Source organism: Paraburkholderia diazotrophica, assembly GCF_900108945.1.
Lineage (GTDB): Bacteria > Pseudomonadota > Gammaproteobacteria > Burkholderiales > Burkholderiaceae > Paraburkholderia > Paraburkholderia diazotrophica.
Genome location: NZ_FNYE01000011.1, coordinates 143,655 through 161,013, shown reverse-complemented (window position 1 = coordinate 161,013; position 17,359 = coordinate 143,655). Strand labels below are relative to the sequence as shown.

Genomic DNA, 17,359 nt, shown 5'->3' with positions numbered 1-17,359 from the left:
GCAGATCGGCTCACCCGTCGCGCGTAAAACAAAAAGCTCATGCAGGGTTCTCAACTGAAAAGACAACCATGAACAAACAACTCAAACGAGCCGCCGCGGCATTGGGCACATCGGCGATCGCACTCGCCTGCCAGTCCGCATTCGCGCAAAGCTCGGTCACGCTGTATGGCGTCGCGGACGTCGGCATTCGCTATCTGACGCACTCCAACGCGAACAACGAAGGACGCATCTTCATGACCAACGGCGCGATAACGAACAGCCGTTTCGGCCTGAAGGGTTCCGAAGATCTGGGCAATGGCCTGAAGGCGATCTTCCAGCTGGAAAGCGGCATCGATCTGCAAAGCGGCGCGCAATCGGATAGCAAGCGCCTCTTCAATCGCGCCGCCTATGTCGGCCTGTCGAGCAACTACGGCACGCTGACGCTCGGCCGTCAAAAGACGCCGCTATTCGATCTGCTCGGCGATACGTACGATCCTCTCACCGTCGGCAACTACTTCGAAAACGCGTGGCTGCCCGTTGCATTGGGCGCAGGCCTCTACGCGGACAACGCCGTGAAGTACGACGGCACGTTCGGCGGCCTGAACGTCAAGGCGATGTATTCGTTCGGCACGGACTCGACGTCGACGGGTGCAAATGGCTTCTCCGGCCAGATTCCGGGCCACCTCGGCGCGGGCAGCATGTATGGCTTCACCGCGTCGTATACGTTCGGTTCGCTGAGCGTCGTAGCAGGCGTGCAGCAGAACAGCGACAACTCGAATCACAAGCAGACGATCTTCAACGCGAATGCCGTCTACGCGTTCAGCACCGCGAAGATCTATATCGGCTATCTGCATTCGAAGGACGACACGGGCTTCGTCGACAGCACGCTCTCGCAGCGCGATCTGACGCTCGGCGTCGACATCCTGAAGGGCTCCGGCCGCAAGGACGACGGTCCGTTGGCAGGCGTGACGTGGCAAGCAACGCCCGCCCTGCTGCTGACGGGCGCGTTCTACTACGACCATATGAAGAACGCGGCAATCGGCGGCGGCGCGCTCGGCAGCGGCAACCGCTACACAGGCGTGGCCGTCGCGGAATACGCGCTGTCCAGGCGCACGGAAGTGTATGGCACCGTCGACTTCAACAAGGTCACGGGCGCAGCGGCAGTCGAACTCCCCGGCACGTCGAACCAGACGGGCGTTTCGGTCGGCATCCGCAACATCTTCTGATGATGAACGGCACGCATCTTCGGTAACGCGCGTGCTTGCTTCAAGGCGGGTGACATGGCATTTGAAAGGCCACGTCGCCCGCATTCCATTTCAGCCGCGCAAAGCCGCACGAAAAACCTGCCGGGAAGAACTATGATATATAGGGAAAACCCTTGATTCACATAGCTCTGTTCGAGCAGTACCCGCATGAAACGCATTGCCGCCTTTTGCCTTACAACGTGGGCCGCCGCAGCAGTTCTCTATTTTGGCCAGCACTCGGTTTCACTCATCGTGTTGAGCGGTGTGATCGTGCTCGGCGGATTCGATCTATTGCGCCCCTGAGCCTCCCGCGCGCCGCTTTACGGCGCTATCCATGCGTCGTCCGCGTGGCATGATGGAAATCCATCATTTTTCGGCGTGAGGCCAAGCTCTCCTTCTACTATCTTTGTGCATACGGAATAAGTCCTGAAGCGTCCCGCTGAAGGAAAACCCGCAAACGCAAAGCATGCAAAACAAGCTTGCATGGGACCAGAGTAAGGAGACAACTCATGTCCTCGACTTCAGCCGTCGATGGCCGCGCAACGGCGCCCCAGGAAGACGACTCCGCCTTCGACACGCGCCTCGCGCAGCAGTGGTATCAGCCACGCATTCCGCGCGCGGTGCTCAAGGAACTGATGAAGCGCGACGATGCCGCGGGCCTGCGCAATTTCATTCCGTGGCTCGTGCTGCTCGTCGCGTCAGGCGCGGTGGCAGCCTTCGCGTGGAGCACGTGGTGGGCCGTGCCCGCGTTCTTCGTCTACGGCACGATCTATTCGTCGAGCGACGCGCGCTGGCATGAGCTGTCGCACGGCACGCCGTTCAAGACACGCTGGATCAACGACGCGCTCTATCACCTGTCGTCGTTCATGACGATCCGCGAAGGCTACTGGTGGCGCTGGAGTCATGCGCGTCACCACACGCATACGTACTTCCAGACGCGCGACCCGGAAATTCAGGTCACGCGCCCGACGAAAGTACTGCCCATCATTCTCGATTTCGTCGGACTGGTCGGCAGCTCGCTCGAAATCAAGAAGATCGTGCGCCACGCATTTGGCCGCGTCGATGCCGCCACCGACGCCTTTCTGCCCGCAAGCGAAAAACCCAAGATGATCTGGTCGTGCCGCATTTATCTGGCCGTCGTGATCGGCACGATTGCACTGGCGATTGCGATGCGCAGCTTTCTCCCACTGATGTTCGTGTGGACGCCGCGCTTTTATGGCGGCTGGCTGCATCAACTGCTCGGCCTCACGCAGCATGCGGGGCTTGCCGTCAACGTGAAAGACCATCGGCTGAATACGCGCACCGTGCACACCAACTTCGTGTTCCGCTTTCTTTATCTGAACATGAACTATCACCTCGAGCATCATCTGCTGCCGATGGTGCCGTTCCATGCGCTACCGCGTCTTCACGAAGCGATCAAGGACCAGTTGCCGCCCCCGTATCCGAGTGTGTATGCGGTGTACCGCGAAATGGTGCCCGCGTTGTGGAAGCAGCGCACGGACCCTACGCATGTGATCGAACGAAACCTTCCCGCTGCCTGACGTACAAGAACATTCGAGGAGAGGAGAACACCATGAGCGTCGAAACGAATGCAAAGATCCACTGGATTGCGGCCTGCGCGCCCGACGACATCGACGAAGAAGACGTCATGCGCTTCGATCACGCTGGCGCGAGCTACGCGGTCTATCGGATCGCGGATGGCTTTTATGCGTCGGACGGCTGGTGCACGCATGAGCAGGCACATCTCGCCGATGGCTTCGTCGTGAATGGCGAAATCGAATGCCCGCTGCACCAGGGGCGCTTCGACATTCCCAGCGGCAAGGCGATGAGCGCGCCCGTCTGCGTGCATCTGAAGACGTACCCTGTGCGTGTCGAAAACGGCGAAGTGCTGCTTGGCGTTCCCGTGCAGGAGGCGTCATGAGTACACGTCCCGCAATGGTGATCATCGGCGCAGGCCAATGCGGCGCGCGCACCGCGCATGCACTTCGCCAAAACGGCTGGGACGGCGAGATCACGCTGCTCGGCAACGAATGCACTGCCCCTTACGACCGGCCGCCACTGTCGAAAGCCGTGCTGCTCGGCGAACGAAGCACGGCGCAATGTGCGTTCTATGATGACGCGTTCTACCGCGATCAACGCATTGATCTGCGCGTCGATGCGTGCGTGCAGCAGATCGATCGCGGCGCGCGCAAGGTCATCCTGAAGGATGGACGCAGCATCGACTATCAGCGTCTGCTGATCGCGACGGGTGCCGAGCCGAGGCGTCTCGACGTGCCGGGCGCGAATCTCGAAGGCGTGTATCTGCTGCGCACGGCAGACGACGCCAATGCGCTCGCCGAAGCATTGCAGCCTTCGCGGCGCATCGCGATTGTCGGCGCGGGCTTCATCGGCCTTGAAGTCGCTGCGTCGGCCGTTGCGCGCGGCTGCGAAGTGGTCGTCATCGAAGCGGGCGCGCGGGCGCTGATGCGTGCAGTGCCTGAAGTCGTCGCGGGCTATCTGATCGACAGGCATCGCGAGATGGGCGTGAAGATCCATTTCGCCGCGCAGATCGAACGGCTGTTGGGCACGACGAGCGTGACGGGCGTCAAGCTCAAGGACGGCACGCAGATCGCGTGCGATTGCGTGGTCGTCGGCATTGGCGTGAAGCCGCGCACGGAACTGGCGGAGGCCGCGGGCATCGACGTTGCGGACGGCATCGCCGTCGACGATACGTTGCGCACGAACGACCCGCACATCTTCGCAGCGGGCGACGTGTGTTCGTTTCCGCATCGTCTGTTCAGGCGGCGCATGCGGCTCGAATGCTGGAAGAACGCGGAAGACCACGCGCGCATCGTCGCGCGCAACATGCTGGAGCGCGGCGAAACGTACTCGGAAGTGCCGTGGTTCTGGTCGAATCAATACGATATGACGATCCAGATTGCGGGCATGCCCGCATTCGGCGTGCAGACCGTCGTGCGCGAAACGGGCGCGACGTCGCGCATTTTCTTCGCACTCGATCGCGACGGCGTGCTGGTCGGCGCGAGCGGCGCCGGCAAGCTCGCCGAGATCGCACGCGATGTGCGCGTCGCGCAAGCGCTGATCGCGCAACGTGCCCGCATCGAGCCTGCGCAGCTCGAAGATCCCGCCGTCAAGCTGAAAGATCTCGTCGCCACGGAGACGGCATGACGCAACGGCTCGCCGTCTATCAGTCGCTGTGGGCCATGGAGCGCCGTCATACGGATGGCTTCGAGCGCTCACTCGAAGAAAACATCGCGCTGATCGCGCAAGCGGGCTTCGAAGGCGTGAGTGCGTCGTACGGATCGCGCGACGATGTACGGCGCCTCGCGCAAGTTCTCGCGCCATACGGTCTGCGAGCGGAAGCGCAATGCTTTCCGCGAACGATCGACGATCTCTGCCCGATCCTCGAACATGCCGTCGAGTTCGGCGCGCATCATATCGACCTGCAACCGGATGTGAGGCCGCGCCGCCTCGCCGATGCGCTCGCGCTGATCGACGGCTGGCAGCGGCTCGCGGAACAGGTGGACGTTCCCGTCTACATCGAGACACACCGCGACCGCATGACGACCGATCTGCATTTCACGCTCGATCTGCTCGATGAAAGGCCGGATCTGCGTCTGCTCGGCGATCTTTCGCATTACCTCGTCGGCCGCGAATTCGCGTGGCCCGTGAACGAAGAAAACGAAGCCGCGATGCAACGGATCATCGAGCATTCGTGGGCGTTTCATGGGCGCGTCGCGAGCCGCGAGCAGGTGCAGATCGAGATTTCATTCGAGCCTCACCGAACGTGGGTCGATCTGTTTCTGCGCTGGTGGCGCGATGGTTTCGTTTCATGGCGCAAGCGCGCGGGCCCCGACGACACGCTCGTGTTCACCTGCGAGCTCGGACCGAAACCCTACGCGATCATCGGGCGCGACGGCAACGATACGACGGACCGCTGGGCCGAATCGCTGCTGATGCGCGACTGGATACGCGATCTGTGGAATGACGTGACGCGGAACGAAGCGAAGCGGGACGAAACAACCGCGCCCGCGATCAATCGGTAAGCGGCAGGTTCTCGCGCAACAGCACCGACACGGGAATCTGCTGCGCCAACGTCACGCCCGGATCGCGATGATAGTGACGCAGGATGATTTCGATCGAATGCAGCGCTTCTCCGATCGGGTTTTGATCGAGCACGGCATCGAGCACGCCTTCTATCAGAAGACGTCGCGATGTGTCGTTGAGTTCGTGCCCGATCAGCACGGTCTTATGCACGCGGTCCGTTGCGCGCAACGCGTTGCCGACGCCTTCGTCGCCGACCGAGATGTTGTAGATGCCGCGCAGGTCCGGATAGCGGCGAAACGCGTCGCGCGTCAGGCTTTCGGTGATCGACGACTGCTCGCGGCTCTCCACTGTCTCGACGATGTCGCAAGCAGGAAAGCGCCGCCGCAGCACGGAACGAAAACCGCTTTCGCGCTCTTCATGGCCGAGAAAATCATGCATGCCTGTCATCACGAGCACCTTGCCGCCCGCATCGCCGAGAAAGCGGCCCATCAGTTCGCCGGCGACGCGCCCCGCGCAACGGTTGTCGATGCCCACATAGGCGAGCCGCCCCGTGCCCGGCAGATCGCTTGCAAGCGTGACGACGGGCATTCTGTGACTCACGTGGCGCAGCGCCGCCGTGATGTCCGGATGCTCGTACGCGACGATCACGAGCGCATCGGCCTTGCGCGTCGCCCGCTCGATTGCTTCGACGACGGCGTGCGGTTCGAGGCTGTCGAAGTACGTGACCGCGCAAATCACGCGCTGCGTTTCGAACGTCTTTTGCGCGAGTTCGAAACCCTGCTTCAGATGCACGTAGTACTGCGCGACAGGCTGCTGCAACAGGATCGCGATGCGCAGCCAGCGCACCGACACGGACTCCAGCGCGCGATCGATTTTCAGCTTGCGCGCCCATTCGAGCACGCGCGTTTCCTTGTCGCGCGATACGCCTCCGCGCCCGTTCAGTACCCGATCGACTGTCGCCTCGCTGACACCCGCCGCGCGCGCGATGTCAGTCATGCTCGTCTTGCGGCGCCGGGACTCGGTCATGATCGGATTCGTTGTGATCGGAATAGCGCAATGATCGCATCGACGCCGCGCGCGCAGCAAGCCGCGTGATTGCGCTATTCATCGCAGTACCTTGCTCTCACCATTGAACGAATCACAGGAGACAACGTATGGGCCAATTCGATTCGAAGATCGCCATTGTCACGGGCGGATCGCAAGGGCTAGGCGCCGCCATTGCCGCGCTATTCGTCGAGCGCGGCGTGCGTGGCATCGTCATTTGCGGCCGCGCGAAAGAGAAAGGCGAAGCGAAAGCACGCGAGCTGAGCCAGCTCGGCAAAGCGCGCGGCGCACAGGTCGTGTTCGTCCAGGCGGACCTCGCGAATGTCGACGACTGCCATAACGTCGTCGCCACTGCCGATCGGCAATTCGGGCGCATCGACGTGCTGGTGAATGCGGCGGCACTGACCGATCGCGGCACGATCCTCGATACCGATTCCGCGCTTTTCGACCGCATCTTCGCAACCAATGTGCGCGCACCGTTCTTTCTGATGCAGGATACGATTCGCGTGATGCTGCGCGAGCATATCGAAGGGACGATCGTGAATATCGGCTCGATGTCCGCGAAGGCGGGACAGCCGTTCATTTCCGCGTACTGCGCATCCAAAGGCGCGCTCTCGACGCTCACGCAAAACACCGCGTACGCGCTATTGCGCAACCGTATTCGCGTGAACGGGCTGAACCTGGGGTGGATGGCCTCAGCCGGCGAAGACCGCATTCAACGCGCGTTTCATGGCGCAACCGACGACTGGCTGCAACAGGCATCCGTCGCGCAACCTTTTGGCAGACTGATCGATCCAGCGGAAGCCGCACGCGCCGTCGCGTTTCTCGCAAGCGATGAATCGGGCTTGATGACGGGCTCGATCGTCAACTTCGATCAGACGGTGTGGGGCGCATATGAAAATGCGCCGCATCCCGCCGAGCCCTTGAAGTCAATCTGAACGTTGTTGCCTGCTGCGTGGCCTTAAAGTTGCATTGCGCAGCAGGCAAACGCGAGCGTCACTCTTGCGTGATGCGCAGGTCCGGGTTCTTCTGCGCGATTTCCGATACCCAATCGACGAATGCACGCAGTCGCGAACTGAGATTGCGGCGATGCGGATAGACGACCGAAAGCGGCGTCGACGGAATGTTGTATTCGCTCAGGATTTCCCGCAGCGCGCCCTGCTTGATGAGATCGGCCACCATGAAGCGCGACGGCTGGATGATGCCGTGCCCCAACGCGCCTGCATTGATATAGACCGAGCCGTCATTGACGGCCAGCACGCTCTTCATCTGCACCCTCACCACTTCTCCGCCGACGCTGTACTCGAATGGAAAAGTTCTTCCCGAGCGCGCCGACACGTAATTCACCGCTTGATGCTGGCTGAGCTCTTCGAGCGTCTTAGGCGTGCCGTGCCGTTCGAGATAAGCGGGCGATGCGCACGTGACAATCCGTGCATTGCCGATGCGCTTCGCAACGAGACTCGACTCTTCGAGCATGCCCATGCGGATCACGCAATCCACGCCGTCCTGGATCAAATCGATATTGCGGTCGGCGAGACCCAGGCGCACATCGATTTGCGGATAGCGTTGATAGAAGTCTTCCAGCGAAGGCAGGAGCAACGCGCGCGCAAGCGTGCCCGACGTATCGACGCGTATCGTGCCCGTCGGACTCTCGCGCTTGTTCGACAACGACGATTCCGCATCCGCCACTTCGGCGAGAATGCGCACGCATCGCTCATAAAACAGCGCGCCGTCTTCCGTGACGCTGACCTGACGCGTCGAACGATTCAGCAGGCGCACGCCGACGTGCTCTTCCAGCGCCTGAATTGTTCTGCTCACTTTTGCGCGCGGCAAATCGAGCATTTCAGATACCTTTGAAAAGCTGTTCGCGTCCACGACGCGCGTGAAGATCTCCATTGCCTCGAAGCGGTCCATTTCCTGTGCCCTGTCATTGTTTGGCGGCGAAACATCCAGCGTGGCGGATTGCCATGTCGGAGGGGTTCGACGTGCCGTCGGTCCGGCTGCCCGTCTGCCTCTCGCGTGCAGCCTGGCTGACGCAAAAATAACATGGAGAAAATCGCCGCGCGCGAGAAGGGGCGCGAACAACGGAGCTTTCCTGCGAACGGTCAATCGCTCACAGCCGGTTTTTAACGGCCATAAAAATAGCGCCGATTTCTACTGCCCTGGGCATCGGACAATAGCCCGAATATGACTAATATTATTTCCTTCCGAGGGAAATGCCCATATTCACTGCTAAAGCGACGCTTTATCTATGATTCAAATCCGGCTGCCGGTTTTAAGCAAATCCGATCCCGCGCAGTGTCTGCAAACGCAGATTTTGGATCGTATCGACGCCGCTAAAAGTGTGACTATCTGATGTCAAGATCCACATAATACCTGTGAGGCGCTCCGGAAGCCGGTCGCGAGAGGCAGGCAAACGATTGCCAGATAGCAGAAAAGACACCGGTACATTTTCCTTTTAATCGTGGTTTGCGCAGGCAATAATTGCCGCGCGCTCCCGCGACAAAACCGGCCGCAAATATACTGCTAATTCCGATTGTAATTTGACAATTGCCGCATTAGTATGAGTTCCCCGTCGATGTGCAGCGTCTTCAGACGGATAACGTCCAATCAATATTTGCCGCTCGAAATGCATTTAAAGGTCATTTATGCATGCGAGCGGGCGCGATGCGCCTTTCAGGAGACACACGTGCTCAGTCCACACGAATTTGCGACGCTCATGCTTATCAAGGACGCGAAACATCAGCCGGACCTCGATCAGGCTGACCTGATCGCGCTGGCCGATCGCAATCTGATCACCATCGGCCTGCCTGACGCGCCCCGCATCGCTCCGTGCGTCACTGACCGCGGACAGGCTTTGCTCGCGCGGCTCGGCGCTGCGCAGCCATGACGTCACGCGACGCGAATACGCGCCGTCGCCGTACAGATAAACGAGTTACGGCAGTTCCCATGCAACCGGTTGGCGCCGATCGTCCAGCGATCGGTGCCAGTCAATCTTTCGCGCATTCAACCTTGCGAGGCCCTGCGATGTTCATGTCCATCGACGAAGTGACTGCCGCACAGAAAGCCCGGGTTCAGACGTTCTACGACATCGCGAATGAAGCGGTGAGTGGCTTTGAGAAGCTCGTTCAATTGAATTTCCAGGTATTGCGCGACGGCACGCAGCGCGCGATGAATGCACTGGCGAACGGCGAGATGCCGGGCGCCAGTGCGATCAAAGCCGGCGATCTGTCTATCGTCGAGCGCACCGCGCTGTACAACCAGCAGGTGTGCGACATCATCGCGGGCACGCAGGCGGCCATCATGAAATGTGCGACCGCGCAGTACGAATCGCAGATCGGCGCGGTCAAGGCCGACCTGGACGACGCCGCACAGCGCGCGCCGGCGGGCGCCGAGGTCGCCGTGACGGCGATGAACACCGCCATTGCGGCGGCGAACGAGTTTTACGAGAGCATCTGGAAGACGGCGCGGCAGGCAGTCGAAACCGCGGAGAGCAATCTGAACGTGGTGACGCGCAACGCGAAAAACATCTCGCACGCAGCCTGAATAGAGAGGTTCGCGGCAAAAAAGGAGTAGGAAACCGGACGCGATTCCCCGCGTCAGGCGCATTTTGCAGCCCGCTTTCGAGCGGGCTTTTTTTCGTCCGCTGTCGTCCCTCAGTCGTATTTCTGCCGCTGTACTTCTCCCACTGTACTTCTCCCACTGGTCATTGCATGTCGAGAGCGAGGCACGCGACGTGCTATTTCGCCACGGACGTCTTTACCGGCACATGCCGTCCGCCCATGCCACCCACGCAAACGTTTCTACACCGATGAAAAGACTTCCAGGTCTACTCGTCTGCTGCGCCGCCAGTCTGCTCGCGGCTTGCAACGGCGTCGGACCGACGCGGCTAAAGGCCGATCAGGTCGACTATTCGCGCGCACTCGGCGAAGCAAAGAAGCGGGAAATACTCGCGGCCATCATCGCTTTGCGCTTCGCCGACGCGCCCTCGTTTCTGACCGTCAGCCAGATCATTGCAGCCTATAACGTCGACGCGTCGGCTTCGTCCACGCTCAATGCCGGCTCCGGCACCATGCCGAACTATGCGTCCGTGACGGGAACGGTGTCGTACTCGAACCACCCGACATTCACATTCACGCCGACGACGGGCGAAGCCTATGCGCAGGCGTATATCCGTCCACTCGCGCCGACGCTCGTCCTTCCGCTCGCTGAAGGCGGCATACCAATCGATCTGCTGCTGCGCATTTCGGCGCAATCGATCGGCGGTCTGCAAAACGGTAGTGCGCTTGGCGGAGAAAACAGTGCAGGGTCGCCGCAGTTCTTTCAACTGATCCAGGCGTTGCGCCGCCTGCAAATGGCGGGCGAACTGAATGTCGAATCGCGTACCGTGAAGAACGAGCAGCACGTCTATCTGATACTGGGTACGGCAACGACGACGGATGCCCAAAAAGCCGCGCCCGATCTGCGACTGGTACGCAAGCTCCTGCATCTCAATGCGAAAACGGGCGACTATGAAATCGTTTACGGACAGTCGTCGCGCGGCGGCAATCAGATCGCCATGCTGACACGCTCGGTGCTCGGCATTCTGACCGACCTCGGTGCACAGGTGCACGTGCCCGATCAGAAGATCGACGATGGTTCGACGAAGCCCACTGTCACGCTGGTCGGCGGCGAAACGCGGCCGACGATCATCGTGCGGACGGGTGACACGCCGCCCGCCGATGCCTACGCCGCCGTGCGCTATGGCCCGTCGACGTATTGGGTCGACCGCGCGGATTTCGATTCGAAATATGCGTTCACGGTCGTCCAGAATCTGATGGCGCTCGCCGAAGCGGAAACGAACAGCAAGGCGCCCATTGTGACGATTCCCGCGAACTGATGCATACGCCAGTGCGGGAACACAGAAAACCGGGCCGCATTTTCACGCGGCCCGTCCTCGCTGATCGTCAATAGTCTTTCTTTAGTTGCCCGACCAACGCTGGCTTACCGGCCGAAATAAACGCCCTTCATGCCGTCGTTATTGCGCTTGCTCATTGGTTGCGGCACCATGCCCGACGCTGTCGTGCCGTTCGCCACGCCGCCGTAGCCTTGCGTTTGGGCCTGCTGTTTCGACAGACGGCGTTCGGCTGCCTGCGCGTTTTGCGGATAATCGGTGCGGTCGCCATCGCCCGGACGATAGCCTTCGCTTTCGACGTTTCTCAAGTCCTGTTTCACTTCGCCGCGCGTAAGCGGCTGATTCTGCTGGACGGCTGTTTGCGCGCAGGCCACGGCGGAAATACCCGTTACTGCTGCAAGAATAGCTACGTGCTTGACCAGTTTCATGACTCCCTCCATGAGGTAGCTAATACAAGTGTTATTGCGCAAACCCTGTACCAGTTGGACGTGATGAAAAAAGCATGAAAAGACGCTAATCGATGCGCATCGTCTATTTCCTTGCAGGTCCTACCGGACGCGTAACAGATACGCCTTTGGAAGATTTCGACGTGCTCTCGTTGCACGCGCCGCAAATCAACGCGACGCCTTCTGCCGCCGTTGCGCGCAGCGAGGCCCGCGAATCGCCGGCGCGCGAACGCAGCGCGAGGCTATGCATGATCGCGGACGCGACGCGCGCCAAAACGACAGCGTCCGCATTGGCGGAAAGTTCTCCGTCAGCCTGCGCGCGCCGTATGCGCTTTTCGAACGCACGATCAAACGATTTGAGTCCCTGCGTCAATCGGGTGCGCACTTCTTCATCGACTTTCGATTCGACAACCGCCGTCCCGATGAGAAAGCAGCCACGCGGCGTGCCGCCCGCTGGCAAGTAAAGCGCGAGCGCTCCGTCATAGACGCGTTGCAATGCTCGCGCCAACGGAATGTCGTCGCTCAATGCAGATTCCATTGCCTGCACACCCGCTTCGACGTAGCGGTCCAGCGTGCTCAGGTAGAGCGCATGCTTGTCCCCGAACGCGCCATAGAGGCTCGGGCGGTTCATGCCCGTCGCCTCGCTCAATGCGTCGAGCGACGTGCCCGAATAGCCGTTCAGCCAGAACGCGTCAGTGGCATTGCTCAGCGCTTCGTCCGCGTCGTAAGCGCGCGGCCGGCCACGCGCACGCTTTTCGTTTTTTGTACTGTCTCGCATAGAAATATTTGACACCGTCTAATTTTGTTCACTATAGTACAAAAACAATCCAACGATCGGGAGACATCGCCATGGATCTCTATTTTTCTCCGCTCGCATGCTCGATGGCTACGCGCATCGCGTTTTATGAAGCCGGCGCGCCGGCCGGGTTCATTCAGGTCGACACGAAAAAGAAGAAGCTGCGCGACGGTTCCGATTTCCATGCAATCAACGCACTTGGCCAGGTGCCTGTCTTGCGCACCGACGAAGGCTGGCTGTTGACGGAAAACACGGCTATCCTGCCCTACGTCGCTGACCGGTTTCCCGCCGCAGGGCTCGCGCCTTCACCGGGCACACGGGAGCGCGCGCAACTGCAGCAATGGCTCGGCTTTATCAGCACGGAATTGCACAAGGGCGTATTCGTGCCGGTGCTCGATCCCACCGCGCCGCCTGAAGCAGCGGAATACGCGCGGCAGAAGCTCGATCGGCGTTTCGATCTGTTGCAGACGCATCTCGCGGCACACGAGTACCTGCTCGATCGTTTCAGCGTCGCCGATGCATATCTGACGACCGTACTGAACTGGGCGAAGTATTGCGGCGTCGAACTCGCGGAATGGCCGGCTGTCGATGCGTATTTCCAGCGCATCGCCGCGCGCCCGCACGTGGCGAGAGCGCTATCGGAAGAGATGGCGTTGTTTCGTGAAGAGCAGGCCCGGCAATAGCGGGCCATCTGAGGCTTGAGCGATGAAAGTCAACCGGATCGTCTCGAACATCGAGGTCAAGGACATGGCGCAAGCGCAGCGCTTCTATCAGGAGATTCTCGGCCTCGATCTGCTGATGGATCTCGGCTGGATTCGCACATACGGTTCTTCGGACCAGTCGATGACCGTGCAAATCAGCTTCGCCCGGGAAGGCGGTTCGGGCACTCCGGTGCCCGATATTTCAATCGAAGTCGATGATGTGGACGCTGCATTCGGCGCAATGAAAGCAGCCGGTTTCGCGGTCGAATACGGTCCCGTCGACGAGCCGTGGGGCGTGCGGCGCTTTTATGTGCGCGATCCGTTCGGCAAGCTCGTGAACATCCTCGCGCATCGCTAACGCACAAAACGCCTTCGCGTGAAAGCGTCGTGAAGACTGAAGGCCGCGCTACTTGCTCTCGATCACCTTGACGAGCGTATGCAACAGCCGGTTCGACGGCGTGGCCACGCCGAGCGCTTCGCCGCGCCGCACGATCAGCCCGTTCAGATGGTCGATCTCGCTGCGCTTGCCGCGCGACAGGTCCTGTGCCGTGGACGAGTACTGCCCCGGCATCGTCTCCGCGATCATGCGCACGGCCGCATCGACGTTGCCGGGAACGGTGACGCCGTCCGCCTTCGCTACGGCAACACATTCGTCGACGATGTCGCGCATCACGGCCGTCACGCCCTCGCCCTGCACGAGCTGCCCATAAGGCAACTGCGTGATCGCCGACAGCGCGTTGTACGCACAGTTCAGAATCAGCTTCGCCCACAGCGCGCCGCGCACGTTGTCCGAGATCTCCGTCGGCACGCCCGCCGCGATCAGCGCCTGCGCAACTTCCACGCTTGTCTTCGACGGCTCGATCACCAGCTCGCCGCGCCCATGATGACGGACGTGCCCCGGCCCCGCCATTTCAGTCGCGACATAGACGACGGCCGCGGCCACTTCCTGCGACACGACGTTGCGCACTTCGTCGGCATTCTCGACGCCGTTTTGCAGCGAGAGCACCAGCGTATCGGGCGCGAGAAAGGGCTTGATTGCAAGCGCGGCGCTATGGGTGTCGGTGGACTTCACGCAGAACAGCACGAGCTTTGCGCCCTGCACGGCACTCGCGTTCGTGCTGGCGGCGAGAGGGATGTGCTCGTCGAATGCCTGCGTTTCGAGTCGAAGTCCGCGACGCGAAATCGCGTCGACATGCTGAGGGCGTCCGATCAATACCACCTCATGTCCCGCGCGCGCCAGCATCCCGCCGTAATAGCAGCCCACTGCGCCCGCGCCCATTACCACAACTTTCATAAGCAACGCTCTTTCGAATGGATTTGAACCGTCAAAAGTTACCACATGGCGTGCAAGGACGGATCGTCGGAGAACATGCGTAGAGGCTTCTGGTCAGGCGCGCGTGCGCACGGCGAGCAGCGCGTCGGCGAATGCGTCGGGTGCTTCCTGCGGCAGGTTGTGTCCGGCATTCGCGATCACGCGATACTCGTAAGGCCCCGTGAAATGCGGCGCATGATGCGCAGTGCCGCCGACGGGCATCACGCCGTCGACGCTGCCGTCGAGTGAAATCGACGGCACGCCGATGGGCGGCTGCGCCGCGAGCCGCCGCTCGATGTCGTCGTAACGCGGGTCGCCTTCGACGAGCGCATAGCGATGCCGGTACGAATGAATCACGACATCGACGAAATCGGCGTGATCGAACGATGACGCCGTGCGTTCGTAGCACGCGTCGTCAAAACGCCAGGTGGGCGACCAGAGCGTCCATAGCAGGCGGCACAGCGCGCGCCGGTTTTCCGCGAGCCCCGCGCGGCCCCGCTCGCCGTGAAAGTAGTACTGATACCAGTGGCGTAGCTCGTTCTCGGGCGGCTCGGGCTTGCCCGACGCCGCGATGTCCTGGATGTTGTAGCCATTGCCCGTCACGAGCCCCTGCACACGCTGCGGATACAGCGCCGCGACGATGCAGCCGGCGCGGCCGCCCCAGTCGTAGCCGCCGAGCAGCGCGCACTCGATATGCAGCGCGTCGAGCAGCGCGAGCAGATCGGCGGCGAGCGCGGCCTGCTGGCCGGAACGCGGCGTGTCGGCGGAAAGAAAGCGCGTGGGCCCGTAGCCACGCAGATACGGCACGATCACGCGCGCGCCCTGCGCGGCCAGCAGCGGCGCCACCTCGTCGTATGCACGGATGTCGTACGGGAAACCGTGCGACAGCACGACAGGCCAGCCTTGCGAATCGCCCGTTTCTTCATAGGCGATGTCCAGCAGTTCGGTGTTCACGTGCTTCAGCATGATCGGCGGCTCCGCATCAAGGGCTGACGGCGACTACGCAGCGAGCGTTCATGGTAGCGCCGCCGCGCGAAATGCGCTGACGGCCGCACGCATGCGCCTCGTAAATGACCGACACGAAAGAGAAGTCGTTTTACCGCAAACCGATGTCGGATTCGTGCCATGCCGGCGACGCACGCGCCCGCTACATTCGACGAGAGAAAGCCCGCAAAACGTCGCGATCCGGGTGCCGCGAAAGACGAACGAGACTGAGCACGATGAAACAGGCACACGATTCGGCGGCCGGCCAGCCGTGCGGCGCATTCTCTCTGCCGGATGCGCAGCCGCGCGCCGATTTCATCGAAAGCGGTCCTTCGTCGAACGCGCGGGTCGCGCCTGTTCATGAGGCCGGTTATGAGCCGGGTTATGAGCCCACTCATGGGTCCACTCATGAGCCCGTCCCTGCGCCGCTGCCTCCCGTCAGCAGCCTGCGCTCCACCGCGATCCTGCTGCTCGGCTACGCGATCCTCATCACAGGCAATGGCCTGCTCGGCACGCTGATCTCGCTGCGGCTCATCCAGCAACAGGCGCCGTCGATCGTCGTCGGCGTCGTACAGTCCGCGTACTACGTCGGCTTCATGCTGGGCGCCGTGTACGGCGGCTCCCTGATCGGGCGCGTCGGCCATCATCGCGCGTTCGTTACGTTCGCCGCGGCATCCGCGTGCTGCGCGCTCGGCTATGCGGTGTGGAGCAGCGCCGCGACCTGGGCCGCGCTGCGCTTCATCACGGGCTTCTGTCTCGTCGGCATCTTCACGGCGATCGAAAGCTGGCTGCATCAGGTCGCGAGCAACGCGCAGCGGGGACGCGTGTTCTCCGCATATCTGATCACGAACTATCTCGGCGTCGGCACGGGCCAGTTTCTGATCGGCCTCGCCGACCCCGCAGGCTTCGAGCTCTTCAGCGCCGTCAGTGCACTGTTTGCGGCATCGCTGATTCCTGTCGCGCTCGCGGGTACGGCGCCCGCGCCCGCCATCGCTCACGATGCGCACGATGCTAACGGCGTGGCCTACGGCTCACGTCTCGCGCGCGGCCTGTCGGGGCTGCGGACGATCTGTCGATGGGCGCCGCTCGGCGTGATCGCGTGTCTTGCGGCCGGGCTGCTGAACAGCGCTTTCTATACGATGCAGCCGGTGTTCATGCGGCGCGTCGGCTATTCGGTGCCGGACGTATCGCACTTCATGGGATTTGCGCTGCTCGCGGCGCTCGTGCCGCAATGGCCCGTCGCGCGCGTCGCCGACCGGTTCGACCGGCGCAAGGTCCTGCTCAGTCTGGCCGCAAGCGCCGGAACGTTGAGCGTGCTGCTGTTCGTGCTGCGCGACGGCGTGCTGATCGAAGCACTTGGTTATCTGTACGTTGCCGTCGCGTTTTCGATGTATGGCGTCGTCGCATCGTATGTGAACGACTGCATTCCCGCCGATGAACGGATCGCCGTGAGCGCCGCGCTGCTGCTGATCTTTTCGTTCGGCGCGAGCGGTGGCCCGACGCTCGCATCCGCGATGATGGCGATTGCGGGCCCCGCCGGCCTGTATCTGTTCACGGCCCTCGTGATGGGGGTGCTCGTATTGCTGACGCTGCGCAGCCTGCGCGCGTCGGGATCAGTGAGGCGTTCGGCCTAGCCCTGCTCGCAGCGGAAAAAGTCGATGCTTTGGCCCGATGCGACAGCGCGGCGCAGCCAGTCGGGCAAGTCGCCGTGGCCGTCCCAGACATGCCCGAGCGCATCCTGATAACGTACCGCGCGAGCCGACTTTTCGTCTTCGGCAAGCGACTGTTCGATCGCGTCGACCGTGATGCCGAACTCGGTCATCTTGTGCCGTATCCACGCGATCAGGCGCTCTCTGGCCTGGCCGTCGAGTTTTGCGATTGATGTAGACATTGCTCGTGCGATTCGAAAGGTGAT

The 17,359-nt window shown here is 61.5% G+C and carries 20 protein-coding genes; 13 read left to right on the top strand and 7 right to left on the bottom strand.

Translation table 11 applies throughout. The features are described 5' to 3' along the window. Positions 1-68: 68 nt before the first annotated feature. From BMW76_RS16455 to BMW76_RS16430, 6 genes are all read left to right on the top strand, one after another. Positions 69-1,205, top strand: a complete 1,137-nt coding sequence (locus BMW76_RS16455; protein WP_090866814.1) for a porin — start codon at positions 69-71, stop codon at positions 1,203-1,205. Positions 1,206-1,391: 186 nt separating this feature from the next. Next, entirely contained in the window at positions 1,392-1,526 is a 135-nt protein-coding gene (locus tag BMW76_RS42455) for a hypothetical protein (protein WP_090866812.1), read from the top strand. Between the two features lie 206 nt (positions 1,527-1,732). Continuing rightward, the gene (locus BMW76_RS16445) at positions 1,733-2,764 is read left to right on the top strand and encodes a fatty acid desaturase (protein ID WP_090866810.1); all 1,032 of its coding nucleotides are present in this window, start codon (positions 1,733-1,735) and stop codon (positions 2,762-2,764) included. Between the two features lie 32 nt (positions 2,765-2,796). Further along, the gene (locus BMW76_RS16440) at positions 2,797-3,144 is read left to right on the top strand and encodes a MocE family 2Fe-2S type ferredoxin (protein WP_090866807.1); all 348 of its coding nucleotides are present in this window, start codon (positions 2,797-2,799) and stop codon (positions 3,142-3,144) included. Further along, positions 3,141-4,388, top strand: a complete 1,248-nt coding sequence (locus BMW76_RS16435) for an NAD(P)/FAD-dependent oxidoreductase (protein ID WP_090866805.1) — start codon at positions 3,141-3,143, stop codon at positions 4,386-4,388. Before BMW76_RS16440 ends, BMW76_RS16435 begins: the two co-directional genes overlap by 4 nt. Beyond that, positions 4,385-5,266 (top strand): sugar phosphate isomerase/epimerase family protein, encoded by an 882-nt coding sequence (locus tag BMW76_RS16430; RefSeq protein WP_090866803.1) that lies wholly within the window; start codon positions 4,385-4,387, stop codon positions 5,264-5,266. Before BMW76_RS16435 ends, BMW76_RS16430 begins: the two co-directional genes overlap by 4 nt. Here the strand turns inward: BMW76_RS16430 and BMW76_RS16425 are convergent. After that, positions 5,256-6,293, bottom strand: a complete 1,038-nt coding sequence (locus BMW76_RS16425; RefSeq protein ID WP_090866935.1) for a LacI family DNA-binding transcriptional regulator — start codon at positions 6,291-6,293, stop codon at positions 5,256-5,258. The two genes, BMW76_RS16430 and BMW76_RS16425, sit on opposite strands and share 11 nt — an antisense overlap. Positions 6,294-6,421: 128 nt before the next feature. Between BMW76_RS16425 and BMW76_RS16420 the strand changes: the two genes are divergently transcribed. Continuing rightward, complete coding sequence (locus tag BMW76_RS16420; RefSeq protein WP_090866801.1) at positions 6,422-7,249, top strand: SDR family oxidoreductase; 828 nt, start codon at positions 6,422-6,424, stop codon at positions 7,247-7,249. 58 nt (positions 7,250-7,307) lie between these two features. Here the strand turns inward: BMW76_RS16420 and BMW76_RS16415 are convergent, their stop codons facing one another. Next, positions 7,308-8,225, bottom strand: a complete 918-nt coding sequence (locus BMW76_RS16415; RefSeq protein WP_090866799.1) for a LysR family transcriptional regulator — start codon at positions 8,223-8,225, stop codon at positions 7,308-7,310. Positions 8,226-9,000: 775 nt separating this feature from the next. On the opposite strand from BMW76_RS16415, the gene BMW76_RS16410 reads away from it, so the two are divergent. The 3 genes from BMW76_RS16410 (at position 9,001) to BMW76_RS16400 (ending at position 11,190) form a co-directional block, all read left to right on the top strand. Beyond that, positions 9,001-9,201 carry a hypothetical protein gene (locus BMW76_RS16410; RefSeq protein WP_090866797.1) on the top strand — a complete coding sequence of 67 codons (201 nt, stop codon included), beginning with the start codon at positions 9,001-9,003 and terminating at the stop codon, positions 9,199-9,201. Positions 9,202-9,344: 143 nt separating this feature from the next. Beyond that, positions 9,345-9,857, top strand: a complete 513-nt coding sequence (locus tag BMW76_RS16405; RefSeq protein ID WP_245763254.1) for a phasin family protein — start codon at positions 9,345-9,347, stop codon at positions 9,855-9,857. Between the two features lie 265 nt (positions 9,858-10,122). Further along, positions 10,123-11,190, top strand: coding sequence for a hypothetical protein (locus BMW76_RS16400; protein WP_090866793.1), 1,068 nt, complete (start codon positions 10,123-10,125; stop codon positions 11,188-11,190). A gap of 104 nt (positions 11,191-11,294) precedes the next feature. Here the strand turns inward: BMW76_RS16400 and BMW76_RS16395 are convergent, their stop codons facing one another. Continuing rightward, positions 11,295-11,633, bottom strand: coding sequence for a DUF4148 domain-containing protein (locus BMW76_RS16395; protein ID WP_090866791.1), 339 nt, complete (start codon positions 11,631-11,633; stop codon positions 11,295-11,297). Between the two features lie 103 nt (positions 11,634-11,736). Next, positions 11,737-12,429 carry a TetR/AcrR family transcriptional regulator gene (locus BMW76_RS16390; protein WP_090866790.1) on the bottom strand — a complete coding sequence of 231 codons (693 nt, stop codon included), beginning with the start codon at positions 12,427-12,429 and terminating at the stop codon, positions 11,737-11,739. Positions 12,430-12,500: 71 nt separating this feature from the next. Between BMW76_RS16390 and BMW76_RS16385 the strand changes: the two genes are divergently transcribed. Both BMW76_RS16385 and BMW76_RS16380 read left to right on the top strand, forming a co-directional pair. After that, a complete protein-coding gene (locus BMW76_RS16385) occupies positions 12,501-13,130 on the top strand; it encodes a glutathione binding-like protein (RefSeq protein WP_090866788.1) in 630 nt (209 codons plus the stop codon). A gap of 22 nt (positions 13,131-13,152) precedes the next feature. Next, a complete protein-coding gene (locus tag BMW76_RS16380) occupies positions 13,153-13,506 on the top strand; it encodes a VOC family protein (RefSeq protein WP_090866787.1) in 354 nt (117 codons plus the stop codon). A 48-nt stretch (positions 13,507-13,554) separates the two neighbouring features. Here BMW76_RS16380 and BMW76_RS16375 read toward each other — a convergent pair whose 3' ends face one another. Next, the gene (locus tag BMW76_RS16375; protein WP_090866785.1) at positions 13,555-14,442 is read right to left on the bottom strand and encodes a ketopantoate reductase family protein; all 888 of its coding nucleotides are present in this window, start codon (positions 14,440-14,442) and stop codon (positions 13,555-13,557) included. A gap of 93 nt (positions 14,443-14,535) precedes the next feature. After that, positions 14,536-15,426 carry an alpha/beta fold hydrolase gene (locus BMW76_RS16370; RefSeq protein ID WP_090866783.1) on the bottom strand — a complete coding sequence of 297 codons (891 nt, stop codon included), beginning with the start codon at positions 15,424-15,426 and terminating at the stop codon, positions 14,536-14,538. A 254-nt stretch (positions 15,427-15,680) separates the two neighbouring features. On the opposite strand from BMW76_RS16370, the gene BMW76_RS16365 reads away from it, so the two are divergent. Continuing rightward, positions 15,681-17,078: an MFS transporter gene (locus BMW76_RS16365; protein ID WP_090866781.1), complete on the top strand. Its 1,398-nt coding sequence runs from the start codon at positions 15,681-15,683 to the stop codon at positions 17,076-17,078. Here BMW76_RS16365 and BMW76_RS16360 read toward each other — a convergent pair. Further along, complete coding sequence (locus tag BMW76_RS16360; protein WP_090866780.1) at positions 17,075-17,335, bottom strand: H-NS family nucleoid-associated regulatory protein; 261 nt, start codon at positions 17,333-17,335, stop codon at positions 17,075-17,077. The two genes, BMW76_RS16365 and BMW76_RS16360, sit on opposite strands and share 4 nt — an antisense overlap. Between the last annotated feature and the right edge of the window lie 24 nt (positions 17,336-17,359).

Bases quoted from the DNA above. Each gene is read 5' to 3' on its own strand.
- BMW76_RS16455 (WP_090866814.1), top strand. From the start codon at position 69: ATGAACAAACAACTCAAACGAGCCGCCGCGGCATTGGGCACATCGGCG.
- BMW76_RS42455 (WP_090866812.1), top strand. From the start codon at position 1,392: ATGAAACGCATTGCCGCCTTTTGCCTTACAACGTGGGCCGCCGCAGCA.
- BMW76_RS16445 (WP_090866810.1), top strand. From the start codon at position 1,733: ATGTCCTCGACTTCAGCCGTCGATGGCCGCGCAACGGCGCCCCAGGAA.
- BMW76_RS16440 (WP_090866807.1), top strand. From the start codon at position 2,797: ATGAGCGTCGAAACGAATGCAAAGATCCACTGGATTGCGGCCTGCGCG.
- BMW76_RS16435 (WP_090866805.1), top strand. From the start codon at position 3,141: ATGAGTACACGTCCCGCAATGGTGATCATCGGCGCAGGCCAATGCGGC.
- BMW76_RS16430 (WP_090866803.1), top strand. From the start codon at position 4,385: ATGACGCAACGGCTCGCCGTCTATCAGTCGCTGTGGGCCATGGAGCGC.
- BMW76_RS16425 (WP_090866935.1), bottom strand. From the start codon at position 6,293: ATGACCGAGTCCCGGCGCCGCAAGACGAGCATGACTGACATCGCGCGC.
- BMW76_RS16420 (WP_090866801.1), top strand. From the start codon at position 6,422: ATGGGCCAATTCGATTCGAAGATCGCCATTGTCACGGGCGGATCGCAA.
- BMW76_RS16415 (WP_090866799.1), bottom strand. From the start codon at position 8,225: ATGGACCGCTTCGAGGCAATGGAGATCTTCACGCGCGTCGTGGACGCG.
- BMW76_RS16405 (WP_245763254.1), top strand. From the start codon at position 9,345: ATGTCCATCGACGAAGTGACTGCCGCACAGAAAGCCCGGGTTCAGACG.
- BMW76_RS16400 (WP_090866793.1), top strand. From the start codon at position 10,123: ATGAAAAGACTTCCAGGTCTACTCGTCTGCTGCGCCGCCAGTCTGCTC.
- BMW76_RS16395 (WP_090866791.1), bottom strand. From the start codon at position 11,633: ATGAAACTGGTCAAGCACGTAGCTATTCTTGCAGCAGTAACGGGTATT.
- BMW76_RS16390 (WP_090866790.1), bottom strand. From the start codon at position 12,429: ATGCGAGACAGTACAAAAAACGAAAAGCGTGCGCGTGGCCGGCCGCGC.
- BMW76_RS16385 (WP_090866788.1), top strand. From the start codon at position 12,501: ATGGATCTCTATTTTTCTCCGCTCGCATGCTCGATGGCTACGCGCATC.
- BMW76_RS16380 (WP_090866787.1), top strand. From the start codon at position 13,153: ATGAAAGTCAACCGGATCGTCTCGAACATCGAGGTCAAGGACATGGCG.
- BMW76_RS16375 (WP_090866785.1), bottom strand. From the start codon at position 14,442: ATGAAAGTTGTGGTAATGGGCGCGGGCGCAGTGGGCTGCTATTACGGC.
- BMW76_RS16370 (WP_090866783.1), bottom strand. From the start codon at position 15,426: ATGCTGAAGCACGTGAACACCGAACTGCTGGACATCGCCTATGAAGAA.
- BMW76_RS16365 (WP_090866781.1), top strand. From the start codon at position 15,681: ATGAAACAGGCACACGATTCGGCGGCCGGCCAGCCGTGCGGCGCATTC.
- BMW76_RS16360 (WP_090866780.1), bottom strand. From the start codon at position 17,335: ATGTCTACATCAATCGCAAAACTCGACGGCCAGGCCAGAGAGCGCCTG.